Genomic DNA, 15,696 nt, shown 5'->3' with positions numbered 1-15,696 from the left:
AACATCAGTAATTCGGTCCTGCCATCATTGCATCGTCAGCACCGCCGCTCCTTGAAAGTTCCCGGCTTTTAATTCTTGTAATGCGCGGTTCGCCTGTTCAAGAGGAAAACGGACGGTATGCGGCTTAATCGGAATGGCTGCCGCTTCGCGTAACAGGTCGAGTCCATCCTGCCTGGTGTTGGCGGTGACGCTGCGGATGACGCGCTCTCCGAAAATGTCCCGATCGTAGTCCAGCGAGGGAATCGGCGACATGTGGATACCGGCCAAAGCCAATGTTCCTCCTCGGTCCAGCGCCCTCAATGCTCGAGGCACGAGTTCACCGGCCGGCGCAAAGATGATTGACCCATGCAGCTTCTCAGGCGGCGTATCCGTGGCCCCGCCGACCCAGACCGCCCCCAGCTGTCTGGCCAACGCTTGATGCTCCGGCTTGAGCGAACTGACATAGACCCGGCAGCCCCAATGGCGCGCGATCTGGATGGCGATGTGCGCGGAGGCGCCAAAGCCATATAACCCGAGACGTTGGCCCGGCTTGATGCCGCTGAGGCGTAACGCGCGGTAGCCGATAATCCCTGCGCAGAGCAGGGGAGCGGCTTCGTCGTCGGAAAAGATCGACGGGATTGGATAGGCGAATCGAGCCGGCACGACCGCATACTCAGCATATCCTCCGTCGACCTGATAGCCGGTGAACGTCGCTTGCAAACAAAGATTTTCCCTCCCGTTTGCGCAGAACTCGCACTGCCCACATATGCGTTGAAGCCAGGCAATCCCAACGCGGTCCCCTTCCTTGACCTCCGAGACCTTGGCGCCGACTTGCACCACCGCGCCGACGGCTTGATGTCCTGGGATCAGCGGGAATGAAATATCGGGAAGCTCCCCTTCCACCACATGGAGATCTGTCCGACAGACGCCGCAGACGTGAATCTTGACGAGGATCTGATCCGACTTCGGTACAGGGACAGGCTGATCTTGAAGTTGCAGCGGATTCCTGAAAACGTCGTTCGCCTGGTGGAGGACCATCGCTTTCATCATCAGCTCGACGTTATGCGTTTCGAGTTCGGATTTCTAGAGCTTTGGGTTTCGGGTATGAAACACTTAGGTCACACAATCCTCGAAACATCGTACGCTCTCACGACTTTTTCGCTTTGATGCACTCGATATCCAAACGGATCTGCACTTCGTCTCCGACGATGAGTCCGCCGCTATCGAGTGTCTTGTTCCAGACCATGCCAAAATCCTTGCGATTCAATGTTCCTTCGGCGGTGAATCCAGCTCTGGTATTGCCCCAGGGATCCTGCGTCACGCCGTTGAGCGTGCCGATGAGCGTGACCTCTTTGGTCACGCCACGCAGGGTGAGGTTGCCGACGATCGTATAGGTGGCTCCCTGTTTTCGATAATGCTTCATCTTATAGGTCATCGTGGGAAACTGTTTGACATCCAAGAAGTCGGCATTGCGGAGATGCATATCGCGCTTCTCTTGATTCGTGTTGATGGACTCGGCCTGGATCGTGGCTTCAATCGTCTTGAGGGTATTCGCGCTCGCATCCATCTCGACGAAACCGCGATAGTCCATGAATCGCCCCGACGTTTTGGAAATCACCATATGCGTCACGCGAAACTCGATCAGAGAGTGGTCCGGATCGATGTCCCACCGAGCCGTTTCCGCCTCGACGCCCGGCGGGAAGAGTCCCAACAGACCCGCCATGACGACTCCCTGCAGCCAGTGCCGCCGGATTTGCATACCCTCGCCTTTCGGTTTTTCTTGCCGGCCAATGTGAACAGCGCGCGCCTCTTCGCGCAATCCTCAGAGAGATCCGGTATCCTACCTATCGCCAAGAAGCCACTGCAACCCGTTTCTTTCCCTGAAACACGGGTGTCAACTGGTTGAATTGGTATAGAATAGGTTCATGTACGCACTCGTCAAAGCGACCGCCGGGCCTGGTCTCACCCCCACTGATTGGGCGGACCCCACTCCTGGACCACACGACGCGGTGGTGAAGGTGGCGGCGACCTCGCTCTGTGGAACCGACGTCCATATCTATCGTTGGGACGAATGGGCACAGCGGCGGATTCATCCGCCGCGAATCATCGGACATGAGTTATGCGGCCATGTCGTGGAGGTAGGTCGCGAGGTGTCTCTGGTCAAGGTGGGTGATTATGTGGCCGCCGAATCGCATCTGACCTGCGGAGCCTGTTTTCAATGTCGCACCGGACAGGCGCATGTCTGCAAGAATTACAAGATTCTCGGGATCGATCGGGACGGGTCTTACGCGCAGTGTGTCTCGTTGCCTGAAGGTGTCTTATGGCACACGGCTCCGGACATTCCTCCGGAGTTAGCCTGTGTGCAGGAGCCGCTTGGCAATGCGGTCGATGCCGCGCTGGCCGAGGATCTGACCGGCCAGACGGTGTTGATCACGGGATGCGGCCCGACCGGCTTATTTGCCGCGGCTATTGCGCGAACAGCCGGCGCCGCGACCATTATCGCGACCGATGTCAGCGATTATCGGCTTGGGTTGGCGAAGAAGATCGGCGTGGATCATGTTCTCAACGCGAGGACCGAGTCAGTCGCGCAGGTGGCCGAGGCTATTCTCGAGATGACCGATGGTGAAGGAGTCGATGCCTCGCTGGAGATGTCGGGGGATCCCACGGCATTGCATCAAGCTTTTCGCGCAGTGAAGAACGGCGGTCGAGTCACCTTGTTCGGCATCCCGACCGGTCCCGTGTGCTTCGACCTGCCGAACGAAATGATTTTTAAGGGGATCCGTGTCTACGGAATCACCGGTCGTCGCCTGTTCGGTACGTGGTATCGGCTGGCGGGACTCTTTAAGGCGGGTCTGGATATTCGGCCGGTCGTGACTCATTCGTTGCCTCTGAAAGAGTTTGCGGCCGGGTTTGAGTTGATTCAGTCGGGCCAGTGCGGCAAAGTGGTTTTGATCCCGTGAGGGGTACGGTGAGCGTGATACGTGATAAGGGGTGAAACGTTTCACGAAAAAAATGGCCTACGACTCTCTCAAACAGGTTCTCAATACTCAGCTCGCCGACATTCGCGGAAAGGGCCTCTACAAGTCTGAGCGGCTCATTCTGGGTCCTCAAGGCTCGGACATCCTGGTGGACCAAGGCTCGGTTCTGAACCTCTGCGCCAATAATTATCTCGGGCTCGCGAATCATCCCGCCGTCGCGCAGGCGGCTCACAATGGGTTGAAAACCCATGGCTACGGCATGGCTTCGGTGCGGTTTATTTGCGGCACGCAGGATTTGCACAAGCAATTGGAGCAGAGCGTCAGCGACTTTCTCGGCACCGAGGACACCATCCTCTACAGTTCCTGCTTCGACGCGAATGGGGGACTGTTCGAAGTGTTGATGGACGAGGCGGATGTGGTCATCAGCGATGCCTTGAACCATGCCAGCCTGATCGATGGCATCAGACTGTGCAAGGCCACACGATTCCGCTACGCCCATTCCAACATGACGGACCTCGAAACGCGGCTTCAGGAAGCGAGTGCGTGCCGCCTGCGGCTGATCGTCACCGATGGGGTGTTCTCGATGGATGGCGATCTGGCCAAACTGGATCGGATCGTGGAGCTGGCCGAACGGTATGACGCGGCGGTGGTGGTTGATGATAGCCATGCCACAGGGGTGCTCGGTCCGAAGGGGAGGGGGACACCGGCTTATTACGGCCTCGCCGACCGCATTGAGATGGTGACGAGCACCTTGGGGAAAACGCTGGGTGGCGCGACCGGCGGGTTTACATCCGGCAAGGCCGAGGTGATCGCGCTGCTGCGTCAACGGTCGCGACCCTACCTGTTCTCGAACTCCCTTCCTCCGCCCATCGCGGCCGGTGCGTTGCATGCCATCGAGCTCGTGAAGCAAGGTGATCATCTCAGAGAGCAGCTTCGAGCCAATGCCGCCTACTTCAGAGGGGAACTGACTGCGCTCGGTTTCCGGCTCGTGCCGGGCGAGCATCCGATCATTCCCGTGCTGTTGGGTGATGCCGCCCTTGCGACCTCGATGGCGGAGGCGTTGCTGAAAGAAGGGGTCTATGTCGTGGGATTCAGTTATCCGGTGGTGCCGCAAGGACAGGCGAGGATCCGGACTCAAATGTCGGCGGCCCATGCAAGGACGCAGTTGCAACAAGCGGTGGCGGCGTTTGCGAAGGTGGGCCGGGCTCTCGGCGTGATCCAGTAACCTGCCTCACGGGAACTTCTCAGAATTGACATTTCTCAGTCAGGTCAGTATCCTCGGCTACTTTATCTAGTGAAGGAGTATGGGTATGAAAGTCATTCTTCAAGAGACCCTGGAAGGGGTGGGGCATCTCGGCGATCTCATCAACGTCGCCGATGGGTTTGCGAGAAACTATCTGTTACCGCGCCGGAAGGCCGTTGAGGCTGATGGTCGGAGCATCAAGGCTTTCGAACATGCCAAGCGAGTGGCGGCCGATAAGGCCAAGAAGGAAACGCTGGAAATCGAATCCTACGCCAAGAAGGTGTCGGCTGTTGAGCTGACGATCGAAGCACAGGTCGGCAAGGACGATAAGATGTTCGGTTCCGTCACCGCCAAAGACATCGCGGAAGGATTGGCGGCACAAGGTCTCACGGTGGATCGGCGAAAGATCCAATTGGCGCAACCGATCAAGGAACTCGGTACCGTGGCCGTGCCCATCAAGATGCCCAGAGATGTGGTAGCAACGGTGAAGATCCACGTGGTGAAGAAGCAAGAGACTGAGGAGCCTTCAGCATAGGATATGCGACGATGGAGAAGATGAACAGTTATGCACTCGGTTCCTGGGACGCTCTGAAGGCGGCAGATCCGGAGGTCTGCGCCGCGATTGAGGCGGAGGAAATCCGGCAGCGTGAGAAACTACTGCTGATTGCATCGGAAAATTTCGCCAGTCCCGCCGTCTTGGCGGCGCAAGGCTCGTTGCTGACCAACAAGTATGCCGAAGGCTATCCCGGCAAGCGCTACTACGGCGGGTGTCAGCATGCCGATGCCGTCGAGAATTTGGCGATCCAGCGATGCAAAGAGATCTTCGGCGCGGAGCACGTGAACGTGCAGCCGCACTCAGGTTCACAGGCCAACATGGCGGCCTATCTCTCGGTCCTCAAGGCAGGGGACACCATTCTTGGAATGGACCTGGCCCAGGGTGGTCATCTCACGCACGGGAGCAAGGTCAATTTCTCCGGCATCCTCTTCCGCGTGTTTTCGTATGGTGTCGATCGCCAGACGGAACGGATCGACTACGATGCCGTGCAGAAGGTCGCGGAGGAATGCCGTCCGCGAATGATCGTGGTCGGGGCCAGCGCCTATGCCCGCGTGCTCGATTTCCCACGATTTCAACAGATCGCCAAATCGGTCGGCGCATATCTCTTGGTCGATATCGCGCATATCGCCGGGCTCATTGCGGCGGGGCTTCACCCAAATCCCGTTCCCTATGCCGACTTCGTGACGACCACGACCCACAAGACATTGCGGGGTCCGCGCGGAGGGGTCACGATGTGTCGAGCTGAGCATGCGAAGGGGGTCGATAAGCTTGTATTTCCGGGGCTGCAAGGTGGACCGCTGATGCATGTGATTGCGGCCAAGGCGGTCGCCTTCAAAGAGGCCTTGTCGCCGGGATTCAAACGTTATCAGCAGCAAGTCTTGACCAATGCGAAAGCCTTGGCGCAAGAGTTTGTCGATCGTGGCTATAAGATCGTCTCCGGCGGGACCGATACGCATCTGATGCTCCTGAATCTGGCGAATAAGGGCATCACGGGAAAAGAGGCTGATGCGGCCCTCGATGCGGCCGGAATTATCGTCAACAAGAATGCCGTCCCGTATGATGAAAAGCCGCCGGCGGTGGCCAGCGGCATCCGCCTCGGGTCCCCGATTGTGTCGACGCGCGGCATGCGTGAAGCCGAGATGAAGCAGATCGTCGACTTGGTCGACCGTGTCCTCCGGCACCGGCAAGAGCCGGCGATCCTGGAGGAGGTTCGCGCGCAGGCGAAAGCGTTGTGCGCCCGGTTTCCCATCTTTCATCCCTACTAGCCAGCTGATCGTGAGAGGGCAGGGTCGCCACCGGTGAAATGTCCGTTCTGCGATGAACTCGAAGACAAGGTGGTCGATTCCCGCATGGCCAAGGAAGGCGAGGTCATCCGCCGACGTCGTGAATGCCTTGGTTGTAAACGCCGCTATACCACCTACGAGCGAGTCGAGGAAATACTGCCGGTCGTGGCGAAGAAGGACGGCCGCCGGGAGTCGTTTGATCGGAACAAGATTCTCGTCGGGTTGAAAAAGGCCTGTGAAAAGCGGCCGATCAGTATCGGCACCATTGAGGCCGTCACCGATCGGATAGAAAAACGGATTCAGGAGATGGGCGAGACTGAAATTGAAAGCCGGGTCGTCGGTGAAGAGGTTATGAAAGAGTTGCATCAGCTGGATCAGGTCGCCTATGTCCGGTTTGCGTCCGTGTATCGAGAGTTCAAGGACATCGACCAATTTATGGACGAGTTACAAACGCTTGCTCAGCACCGGCGTGAGAGTTAAGACGTACCGTCTGGATCCCTCACCCCTCTCTCCCAACCTCGTTCATGTTCCCGGATTCGACGCGTGGTCGTTGTGAGCTCCGACAATCCTTGTGCAGGAAGCGCCCTACCGATGAAGAAGCCTCCCCCTCAGCGCGTTCCACGGAACACGCCGACCTCCGGGGCGACAAACGTCGCCATTATCGGCGCCGGTCGCGGAGGGACCGCATTGATGGAGATCTTTGCGAACGATCCCCTCGTGCGGATTGTCGGCGTCGCGGAGCTCGATCCGAACGCTCCAGGAGTAGAGTTGGCTCGCCGGCTCAGAATCCCGATCACGCCCGACTATCGGCAGCTGCTCGCGATGGAGCGCGTCGATTTGATCATCGATGTGTCGGGTGATGCGGGGGTTGGAACGTTCCTGCAAGATTTTCATCGAATGGGTGTCACCGTGATCGGCGGCGCCAGCGCGAAATTCATGTGGGAACTGATCGGAGCCCGTATTCGCGCGACGGCGGAAATCGAGAAGACGTTGAACAAATATCAATCCCTGTATCGGTTGTACGTGAAAGAGACCGGGGCGGCGGTGACGGAGGAGCGGACGAGAATCGCCTGCGAGATCCACGACGGATTCGTGCAGAGTTTGGCGGGTGTGAACTTCAAACTGGATCTCTGCCAGCAACTCATCCGGAAAAACCCGCGGGCCAGTTTAGCCACCATCAAGGAGAGCAAGGCTCAACTGAAATTGGCCATCCAGGAAGCCCGCCAAGTGATCTTCAACCTGCGTCCCCTGCACTACGACAAGATGGAATTGATTCCCGCGCTGACGAATTATTTCAAGTCGTATCAGCTCCAGACCCATATCGCCACGAAGTTTTCCGTGACGGGAGATGAACAGATTCTCTTCCCGCGGACGAAGATCTTTCTCTTTCGCATCATCCAGGAGGCCTTGAGCAACGTGCAAAAGCATGCGCGGGCCGATCGAGTCTCGATCAAGCTGGACATGGATATGGATCTGTTGCGGGTCACCATCGCCGACAATGGAATCGGATTCGATCAGGAGGCCGTGCTGCGCGACCCGGAAAAGTGGGATCATTTCGGCATCAAGGGCATCTTGGAACGAGCTCGATTGGTGGGAGGAGAGGGACGCGTTCAATCGAAACCGGGCAAGGGCACGAAAATCATCGTCGAGGTGCCGCTGGGGCATCGGGAAGAGAGGGGCAATGGAGAAAATTAAGGTGCTGATCGCCGACGATCACCGGGTGGTTCGGGAAGGCTTGGCGGCCATTCTCAAGACCAAAGAGGATATTCATGTCATCGGCGAAGCGCAAGACGGCGCGGAGGCCGTCGAGAAGGCCAGGGCGCTGCTTCCGGATGTGATTCTCATGGATGTGAGCATGCCACGGATGGGAGGCGTCGAGGCTACCAGACAAGTCAAACGTGAGTTTCCCCACATCGGCATCGTGGCGTTGACCATGTACGAAGAACAACAGTACATCTTCGATCTTGTCCGCGCGGGCGCCACAGGCTATCTCTTGAAAGACTCGGAATCGTCGCAAATCGTGGCGGCCATTCGAGCGATCTATCGGGGTGAATCGCTGATACATCCGTCCGTCGCCAGTAAAATCCTGGCGGAATTCTCGTTGATGGCCCAAAAGAAGGGGAAGAAGTCATCCTGGGCCGAGCATGATCTGACGGAGCGGGAGATTACGGTGTTACGATTGGTTGCCGACGGGAAAACTAACAAGGAGATCGCCAACAACCTTGATTTGAGCGAAAAGACGGTCAAGAATCACGTTCGAAACATTTTCCACAAGCTACAAGTCTATGACCGCACACAAGCGGCCATTCTCGCCATCCGTAAAGGCCTGATCGAATTGGATCCGAAACGGTAGGGTCCTGGCGGGAAGGTTCCTGAACACAGTCTTCTTTGGCAGGATGCCGGGCGGGCGGATAAAGACAGTCTACGAGTCGCCTCTTCACTCGCCGATGCTGTGCCGGACGGCCTTTTTGCGCCTCCTGCCGGCTGATCAGCCTCGTCTCAAAGCCCGATATCCGCGACGGCTACTGAGGTCATACTGAATGTTCCCACAGCCCGTTGGCGACTCTCACTCGGAGAGCAACCTACCCGTTTGCGTCGGCATGCTCAGCGCAAATCTCTGAAGACGGTGATCGAGTATTGCTTGGTGCTCACTCCATCCTGAGCGATCACGGTTATGGTGAAGAGGGTCGTGGTTCCCAAGCCGAGTGAACCGCTTACGCTTCCGGTTAAGGTTCCTGCCGGCGCGATCACGGACCCTGATGCGGACATCACCGCATTCGGATCAGACTTGGTCGCCGTCACCGTCATGCTGTCGATGCCGGCCGGGACAGTGACCGTATAGGTCGGTGTGCCGGCGGCAAATCCAGGATTCAAGATGCCTGCGCTTACGGACAAGGCCGATAGATCGGCATTGTTCGAGGGCGCGAGTCGGTTGATCGTGATGCGGTAGGTCCTGGAAACTTGATTGGGCGCGGTCACGGTGATCGAGACGGTCTTGCTGCTTCCTGGTCCATCGAGCGGAATGGTCGCTTGCCCGCTATTCGGGAGATCTCCGGATACGACGGCATTAGGGTCGGATTTGGTTGCCGCGATATCTACACTGGTGACGCCGGTTGCCACATCCACGACATAGCTCAGCGTGCCCGGTGAAAACCCCGGAGTCAAACTCCCTGAGGACACAGTCAGGTTCGACAACTCATTGTTGCCCGATAATGGAGCTGCCCGGTTCACCGTGATGACGTAGGAGCTTTGACTTCCGCTCTGATCGGTAAGGGTAATGGTGATGTCTTTGCTCGATCCTGGAGGATTGAGGTTCACGGAAAGACTTCGGGTCACGGTCCCCGCGATAGTGATACCGGCATTGCTGTTTTCCGGAGTGGCGGTCACCGTCACGCTGTCGACGGTTGACGGAACAGTGAGCGTATAGGCGGTGATTGCGCTCGAAAAAGCCGGTTGGAGTCCGGGCTCGGAGACCGACAAGCCGGAAAGCCGTACCTGTGGTCCCTCCGAGATCGATCCCGTATCTTTGCAGCCGGAGGCGCTGAGGACGATGGTCAAGGAAAGAATGCCGGCGAAACATTGTCGAGCGACGGTGAGTGTACGGTGCATATGATATGGGCCACTTTCTAAGTAACAGCAACGAGCCTAATTATTGAGTGAACCCAAACGGCAGGTATCGAGATCACGAGAGGGTTCAACGGCGGCCTGTCAGGATTTTTCGTAGGCCGAGCAGCCGTCATTCTATAACCGATCCAACTAATGGGGTCAACAGATCAGATCGAGGGAGAGGGATAGGAAGATCCTAAATGGTGCCCGTGGGAGCGTTGAGGATCAGCCCTGTCTCGCGGATCTCTCCCTCACTGCGGGGATACCTTTCGTCGATGTGCGAGTGAGAAAACAAGGCTTGCGTTCGCCCAGGCTTGAAGCGCGGGCTACCGCCTATCGGCGAGATCGGATGACGGTGATGGTATAAGAATTTGTACTCAGGCCGTCTTGAGCGGTCACGGTGATGTCGGCCTCGGTGCGTCTCCCGTCCAGTGGGAGGGATACCTGCCCCGTGGGTGTTCCTGCCGTGGCGATCACTGAACCAAACGCGAACATCGTCGCATTCGGATCGGACTTCGTGGCCGAGATGAGCACACGGTCCACGTTATTATCAACATCAACTCGGTAGTTCAAGATTCCCGAAGCAAAATCAGGGTCCAGTGAACCTGGGCTCACAATCAAGCCGGATAGAGCATCATCGCTCGAAGGGGCCGCTCGTACCACGGTGATGGTGTAGGCCCTTGAGGTTCCATTCGGCGCCGTGACGACAATCGACACCACCTTCGTTGTTCCTGGCCCGTTGAGTATGATCGTCGCTCGTCCTTCGTTCGGTACATCACCCGATATCACGGCGGTTGGATCAGACTTGGTTGCCGAGACGGTTACCTCGGTGACAGCGGCGGCTACGTTCACACGGTAGTCCTGAGTTCCTGCGGAAAAGGCAGGAGATAAGGCACCTGGCGACAGGGTCAAACTCCGAAGAGTGTTATCCCAGCCAAGAGTTATCGCTCTCAGGGTAATCGTGTAGATCTTGGCTCTTCCATCCGGGGACGTGACGGTCAGTGAGATATCTTTGGTTGACCCAGGGCCAGGGGGTGAAATCGTTGTTTGCCCGGTAGCTTGCCCTGCTGGGGCAGTGATCGCACCAGACAATACGTCATTCGGATCGGACTTGGTTGCCAAGACGGTTAGGTCAGGGCTGTTGCCGGGCAAATCAACGATGTATCCGGTCGTTTCGCGGGCGAACGGCGGTTGAAGCGATGCGCTGGAGACCGAGAGGCCGGCAAGTTGAGGGCCTGGATCAATCGATCCTGTGTCCGTGCAGCCATGCAGACCCAAGTTGGTGGCTCCGGCGAAAAGAGTGATGACCACATACCGTATTGGGATGATGAAGAATCGTCGCATGGTGGACCCAGCACGTGCTCTTGCTGGATAACCTGTTGGGTCCAGCCACCCGTGTGAACCATAGGGTAGAGGCAGATATTACGAAAGGATTCCTGAATGGATCTATCCCTACTTGCGTAGGATAAGCAGGGTCGGCGCATGGTTCTCTCTAATGGGTAGAGGAGGTCAACAGATGGTGAGACTAATCTGCATGATCTCTAGCGCGAATCTCTGAAGACGGTGATCGTGTACTGCCTGGTGCTCACTCCATCCTGAGCGCTCACGGCCAGGGTGAAGAGGGTCGTGGTTCCCAAGCCGAGTGAACCGCTTACGCTTCCGGTTAAGGTTCCTGCCGGCGCGATCACGGACCCTGACGATGACAGCACCGCATTCGGATCAGACTTGGTCGCCGTTACCGTCATGCTGTCGACGCCGGCCGGGACAGTGACCGTATAGGTCGGCGTGCCGGCGGCAAATCCTGGATTCAAGATGCCTGCGCTTACGGTCAAGGCCGAGAGCGCGGCGTCGCTTGAGGGCAGCGGTCGTTTTACGGTGACCCTGTAGGTCTTTTCAGCTCCACTGGGTGCTCGCACGAGGATGGTGATGACGGTATCCGATCCTGGAGGTGCCAGCGGCGAAATCTCGCGTGGTTGACCGGAGCTGATTCCTTGTCCATCGATCAGCAAGCCGGCATTTGAATCCTGAACCGTTGCGGTGACGGTGAGACGGGAGACACCGGTCGCCACGTCCACGGTATAGGTCAGCTGATCAGGAGTGAAGGCAGGAGCCAAGGCGCCCGGTGTCACCGTCAGAGCGGACAGGTTGTTGTTGCCCGAAAGCGCCTCACGGCTCACGGTGATGAGGTACGTCTTTTGGGTGCCATTCGGGGCGGTCACGAGAATTTCGATTTCCGTGTCCGATGGACCTACCGGCAGGGGGATTGAACGCGACCTCGTTTCTTGTCCATCGATCGTCATGCGCGCATTCGCATCTTGAGGCGCGGCGGTCACCGCGATGCTGTCGACCCTGCCATCGACATTGACCGTATAACTTGTCCGGCTCGGGCTAAATGCTGGGTCCAAACGGCTCGGCGACACCGTCAAGCTTTGAAGATTGTTATTCCCGCCAAGCGCGGCGCGGGTGACGACCACCGTGTAGGTTTTCGGGGTGCCGTTCTGCGCGGTGACGGTAATCGTGAGAATCGTGCTCAGCCCAGGATCACGCAGTGGAATAGTGTGGGCTTGCCCGGAGGTCGCGGGTTGCCCATTCACCGTCATGGTTGCAGCAGGATCGTCTAAGGCGGGCGTCACCCTCATGCTGTCGACGGTGCTTGCGACAGCGACTTCATAGCTCAGGGTATTGCGATCAAATCTTGGGTTGAGAGCGCTCGGGGAGATCGACAAACTCCGCAACGAATTGTTTCCCGTGAGGTCCGCTTTCGTAAGCAGGATCGTATAGGTCCTCGAATTGGTGCCCGATTCTGACACGACGATATTCACGGGGGTCGTCGTTCCGGCCCCGCCGAGCGGGATGGGGCGGCTGGTCGTCGCCTCGCCATTGATCGTTACGCTGTCGCCGGTCACCGCCGGTTGAGCAGTGACGGTGACGCTCGTGAGGTTGGTGGAGAGATCAACGGTGTAGTTCGTCGTGGCCGGGTGAAACGACGGTTGCAGCGTTGCGTCGGTGGTTCCGGTGGTGACGATTAGACTGGCCAGCTCGACCACGGGATTGACCGATGCCGAGTCCGAGCAGCCGACCAGATTCAACCCCATCATGAGGATGAGGGAAGAGGCAAGGTATTGCACGGCAATAGTGAACGAGCGTCCCATGAGGCGGTCACTTTCCTTGATGCGTGAAGTGATGAGCCTGTGTGCTCTGGTGAACCCAAACGCGAATGTGGAAACGACGAGAGGGTTCGAGTGTCTACTGAGGCGAAGTAGGAGTGACAGATATAGCCAATCCGACCGGGGAGGTCAAGACGTCAAATCGAGACGTGGAGAAGCGAGGTGTGTGGCAAGCATGTGCGATGAGGGAATTTTCAAGGAGAGCCAGCGCTCGTGGCACAGCCTTGTGAAAAAGTGTCTTCACAAGAGTGGCAAACGATCCCTCTACCGACTCCCCCCTACGGCGCGCTTGTATTGATCTGCAATTGTGGCGTCATGGCCGGACTCGGGCCAGACTCACTACCGGAATTACTTAAGGTGTAGGTGATGTCATAAGCTCCATCAGGCAACGGGTTGTTCGGCCTGAGGGTGTTGTCTCCTGAATTAAAAGACGAAGGTTCCTCGACTCCATCTCTGTAAAGTTTTGCCGTCTCTCCCGCACCCGGCGGAGGTATGCTGAATCTTGGTCTTGTGACGCTGGTGATGTTGTCTTCCCTACTGGTGGGATTGCCGTTAAAGTCCGGAGCGCATTCAGCAGGGGGAATACCAGGGGGACAGGTGTCATCCTCGCGTATCAAATCCGGCGCGACGGTGGGGGGTGGTGGTTCTGCTACAGTTCGATTGACCGTGACGGTGTAGGTCTTTGGGGCTCCCCCGCTTGGTGCCGTGACAGCGATCGATAGTGTGGTATTCACAGGTACGGTTGTCTCTCCCGTTAGGGTGCCTGGTGGGACGGTAACACTACCTATCGCCATTGTGGCGTCGCGATCTGCCTTGGTGGCGGCGACGGTCACCTCGTTGACACTGCTCGCCACGTTTACCGTGTAGGCCAAAGTGCCCGCAGCAAAAGGAGGAGACAAGGGCTGAGCTATATTACCTACTCGCACACTCAAAGCAGACAGATTATTGTTGCTTGATGCTGCTGCGCGGTCCACGGTGATGGAATACGGCTTCTCGGTCCCATTCGGTGCCCTCACAATAATTTCTATTTCTGTCGTGGATGGACCAAGTGGCAGAGAGATGGAATTTGTACCACTTGCCGCGCCGTTGACAAGGATTCTAACGCTCGCGCCACTATCCTGAGGAATCGCATTCACAGTAATGCTGCCAACGTTGTTGTCGACATCCAGTGCATAGTCGGTCCTGGCCCTCGTCTGGCTAAATGGGGGAGACAGGGTGTGGGAGGGAACATTCAAACTCTGGACGGTCAAGCTCTGCAGGTTGTTGTTTCCTCCAAGGGCGGCACGAATGATGTTGACGGTATAGGTTTTCTGGCTGCTGTTCTGCGCAGTCACGATAATCGGAATGGTCGTCGTGCTTTGGTTTTGACCTGCGGGGATGAGGGTAACGGTGCGAGCTGCCCCGGAGTTCGTGGGCTGCCCATTCACGGTGATGCTGGCATTTGCATCCTGGCGCGTTGCGGTTACGGCGACCTCCGTCACATTGTTTGCCACATTGCCTGTGTAGACCAGGGTGTTCGAATCAAATGGTGATGGCGACAAGGAAAGCGTCGTCGTCCCTGCTCTCACACTCAAGGCCGACAGATTGTTATTCCCGCCAAGAGCGGCACGAATGACTGTTACCGTGTAGACCTTCTGGGTGTTATTATTTTGAGCGATCACGGTGATGTTGATGTTGGTTCTCGAGGCGTTAACACCTGGTTCATTCAAGAGAATGGGCTGGGAGGGTTGCCCTGAGGCAGTGGCTAGCCCATTGACCGATATACGCGCAGTGGTATCTTGCGCCCTGGGAGTTACCGTGATGCTGGTCACGTTGTTTGCTACATTGACTTCATAGCCGGTTATGCTGGATCCGAACCTCGGGTTTAACTGCAGTCCCGGCGGAAGGGATAAGCTTTGCAGGAAGCTATTGTCTGATGGGCCGCGATTTATAGTAACCGTGTAAGTCTTCTTACTCCCGCCCGGACGCGTAATCTCTATCGACACAGGTGTGGCTGACCCTGTGTTGCCGAGCTGAACAGTCGCTTGTCCTGATGGAGTTCCCGCCGGGACAGTGACCGAACCAATCCGCATTATCGAATCTTGGTCCGACTTGGTGGCGGAGATGGTGATGCTGGTAACAGATGCACCCACGCCATTGACCGAATAGTTAAGCGTATCCTTGTCGAATGGAGAGGGAGCCAGAGTTCCGCTCGAAACGGACAGGGCCCGTAACGAATTGTCCTCTAAGTCCCGCCTGACACGAACGGTGTAAGATTTCGAACCGCCTCCTGCGCCTGAATCTGTGACAACGATACTGACGGATTTCTCAGCGCCTGGCGAGTCGAGCGTAATAGTCTGACTCGTTGTCGGCTGGTTGTCGATCCGTATGGTGTCGCCAGCGACTCGCGGGCTGGCGGTGATGGTCGTACTCGAGACGTCACTGGAGAGCTGAACCGTGTAATCAGTTGTTGCAGGATTAAAAGGCGGTTCCAGTGTTCCTGTGGAGACCGATAGGCCACCGAGTTCTGCCGGCTCGCTAACCGTCGCTGAATCGCCGCAGCCGTAGGCGACCAGACCGATCCCAAAGAGGAACGAGGCAGCGAGATACTGTCTTACGACGGTCAGGGTACGCATCATGGTGGTGTGGTCTCTTTCTCTAGGAGGTGTGGAGTGCGGGTCCATCGTTATGAACCTCGATAGAAGGTGCGGATACTACGAGACGGCTAAAGATTGGTCTACCCCTACTTATGTATAGGGGGAAATAGGTAGTGTACCTATAGCTGATCCTTCTGGTGAGGTCAAGATCCTCGAATCACGATGGAAGGAAGCGGTCTGGGCGACTTTGGAATGATGGATGAGTAGGTTCCCGATAGGGCTCCTGTCCGCTCACGAGTGATTCGCAG

General features: G+C 57.2%; 13 protein-coding genes. 7 read left to right on the top strand and 6 right to left on the bottom strand.

Translation table 11 applies throughout. The features are described 5' to 3' along the window. Positions 1-24 precede the first annotated feature (24 nt). Together COMA2_RS11455 and COMA2_RS11450 are read right to left on the bottom strand one after the other, a co-directional pair. Positions 25-1,029: a zinc-dependent alcohol dehydrogenase family protein gene (locus COMA2_RS11455; protein WP_245630979.1), complete on the bottom strand. Its 1,005-nt coding sequence runs from the start codon at positions 1,027-1,029 to the stop codon at positions 25-27. A gap of 97 nt (positions 1,030-1,126) precedes the next feature. Further along, positions 1,127-1,738, bottom strand: coding sequence for a YceI family protein (locus tag COMA2_RS11450; protein WP_090898090.1), 612 nt, complete (start codon positions 1,736-1,738; stop codon positions 1,127-1,129). A 166-nt stretch (positions 1,739-1,904) separates the two neighbouring features. Between COMA2_RS11450 and tdh the strand changes: the two genes are divergently transcribed. The 7 genes from tdh (at position 1,905) to COMA2_RS11415 (ending at position 8,392) form a co-directional block, all read left to right on the top strand. Continuing rightward, positions 1,905-2,939: an L-threonine 3-dehydrogenase gene (gene tdh, locus COMA2_RS11445; protein WP_090898030.1), complete on the top strand. Its 1,035-nt coding sequence runs from the start codon at positions 1,905-1,907 to the stop codon at positions 2,937-2,939. A 52-nt stretch (positions 2,940-2,991) separates the two neighbouring features. Further along, positions 2,992-4,182: a glycine C-acetyltransferase gene (locus tag COMA2_RS11440; protein ID WP_090898027.1), complete on the top strand. Its 1,191-nt coding sequence runs from the start codon at positions 2,992-2,994 to the stop codon at positions 4,180-4,182. Between the two features lie 85 nt (positions 4,183-4,267). After that, positions 4,268-4,735: a 50S ribosomal protein L9 gene (gene rplI / locus COMA2_RS11435; RefSeq protein ID WP_090898024.1), complete on the top strand. Its 468-nt coding sequence runs from the start codon at positions 4,268-4,270 to the stop codon at positions 4,733-4,735. Positions 4,736-4,755: 20 nt separating this feature from the next. Further along, the gene (locus COMA2_RS11430; RefSeq protein ID WP_245630981.1) at positions 4,756-6,021 is read left to right on the top strand and encodes a serine hydroxymethyltransferase; all 1,266 of its coding nucleotides are present in this window, start codon (positions 4,756-4,758) and stop codon (positions 6,019-6,021) included. A gap of 33 nt (positions 6,022-6,054) precedes the next feature. Further along, positions 6,055-6,519 carry a transcriptional regulator NrdR gene (gene nrdR, locus COMA2_RS11425; RefSeq protein WP_090898018.1) on the top strand — a complete coding sequence of 155 codons (465 nt, stop codon included), beginning with the start codon at positions 6,055-6,057 and terminating at the stop codon, positions 6,517-6,519. 111 nt (positions 6,520-6,630) lie between these two features. Continuing rightward, a complete protein-coding gene (locus COMA2_RS11420) occupies positions 6,631-7,734 on the top strand; it encodes a sensor histidine kinase (RefSeq protein ID WP_090898015.1) in 1,104 nt (367 codons plus the stop codon). After that, a complete protein-coding gene (locus COMA2_RS11415) occupies positions 7,721-8,392 on the top strand; it encodes a response regulator transcription factor (protein WP_090898012.1) in 672 nt (223 codons plus the stop codon). Before COMA2_RS11420 ends, COMA2_RS11415 begins: the two co-directional genes overlap by 14 nt. Positions 8,393-8,643: 251 nt before the next feature. On the opposite strand, the gene COMA2_RS11410 is transcribed toward COMA2_RS11415, so the two are convergent. The 4 genes from COMA2_RS11410 to COMA2_RS11395 all read right to left on the bottom strand — a co-directional run bounded on the left by COMA2_RS11410 (position 8,644) and on the right by COMA2_RS11395 (position 15,430). Then, the gene (locus tag COMA2_RS11410) at positions 8,644-9,648 is read right to left on the bottom strand and encodes a cadherin-like beta sandwich domain-containing protein (RefSeq protein ID WP_090898009.1); all 1,005 of its coding nucleotides are present in this window, start codon (positions 9,646-9,648) and stop codon (positions 8,644-8,646) included. Positions 9,649-9,978: 330 nt separating this feature from the next. Next, the gene (locus COMA2_RS11405) at positions 9,979-10,989 is read right to left on the bottom strand and encodes a cadherin-like beta sandwich domain-containing protein (protein ID WP_090898006.1); all 1,011 of its coding nucleotides are present in this window, start codon (positions 10,987-10,989) and stop codon (positions 9,979-9,981) included. A 197-nt stretch (positions 10,990-11,186) separates the two neighbouring features. Then, entirely contained in the window at positions 11,187-12,797 is a 1,611-nt protein-coding gene (locus COMA2_RS11400; protein WP_090898003.1) for a cadherin-like beta sandwich domain-containing protein, read from the bottom strand. 293 nt (positions 12,798-13,090) lie between these two features. Next, complete coding sequence (locus COMA2_RS11395; protein ID WP_175304550.1) at positions 13,091-15,430, bottom strand: cadherin-like beta sandwich domain-containing protein; 2,340 nt, start codon at positions 15,428-15,430, stop codon at positions 13,091-13,093. Positions 15,431-15,696 lie beyond the last annotated feature (266 nt).

The sequence above is a fragment of the Candidatus Nitrospira nitrificans genome (genome assembly GCF_001458775.1).
Classification (GTDB): Bacteria; Nitrospirota; Nitrospiria; order Nitrospirales; family Nitrospiraceae; genus Nitrospira_D; species Nitrospira_D nitrificans.
This window is presented reverse-complemented; position numbering and strand designations above follow the sequence as displayed.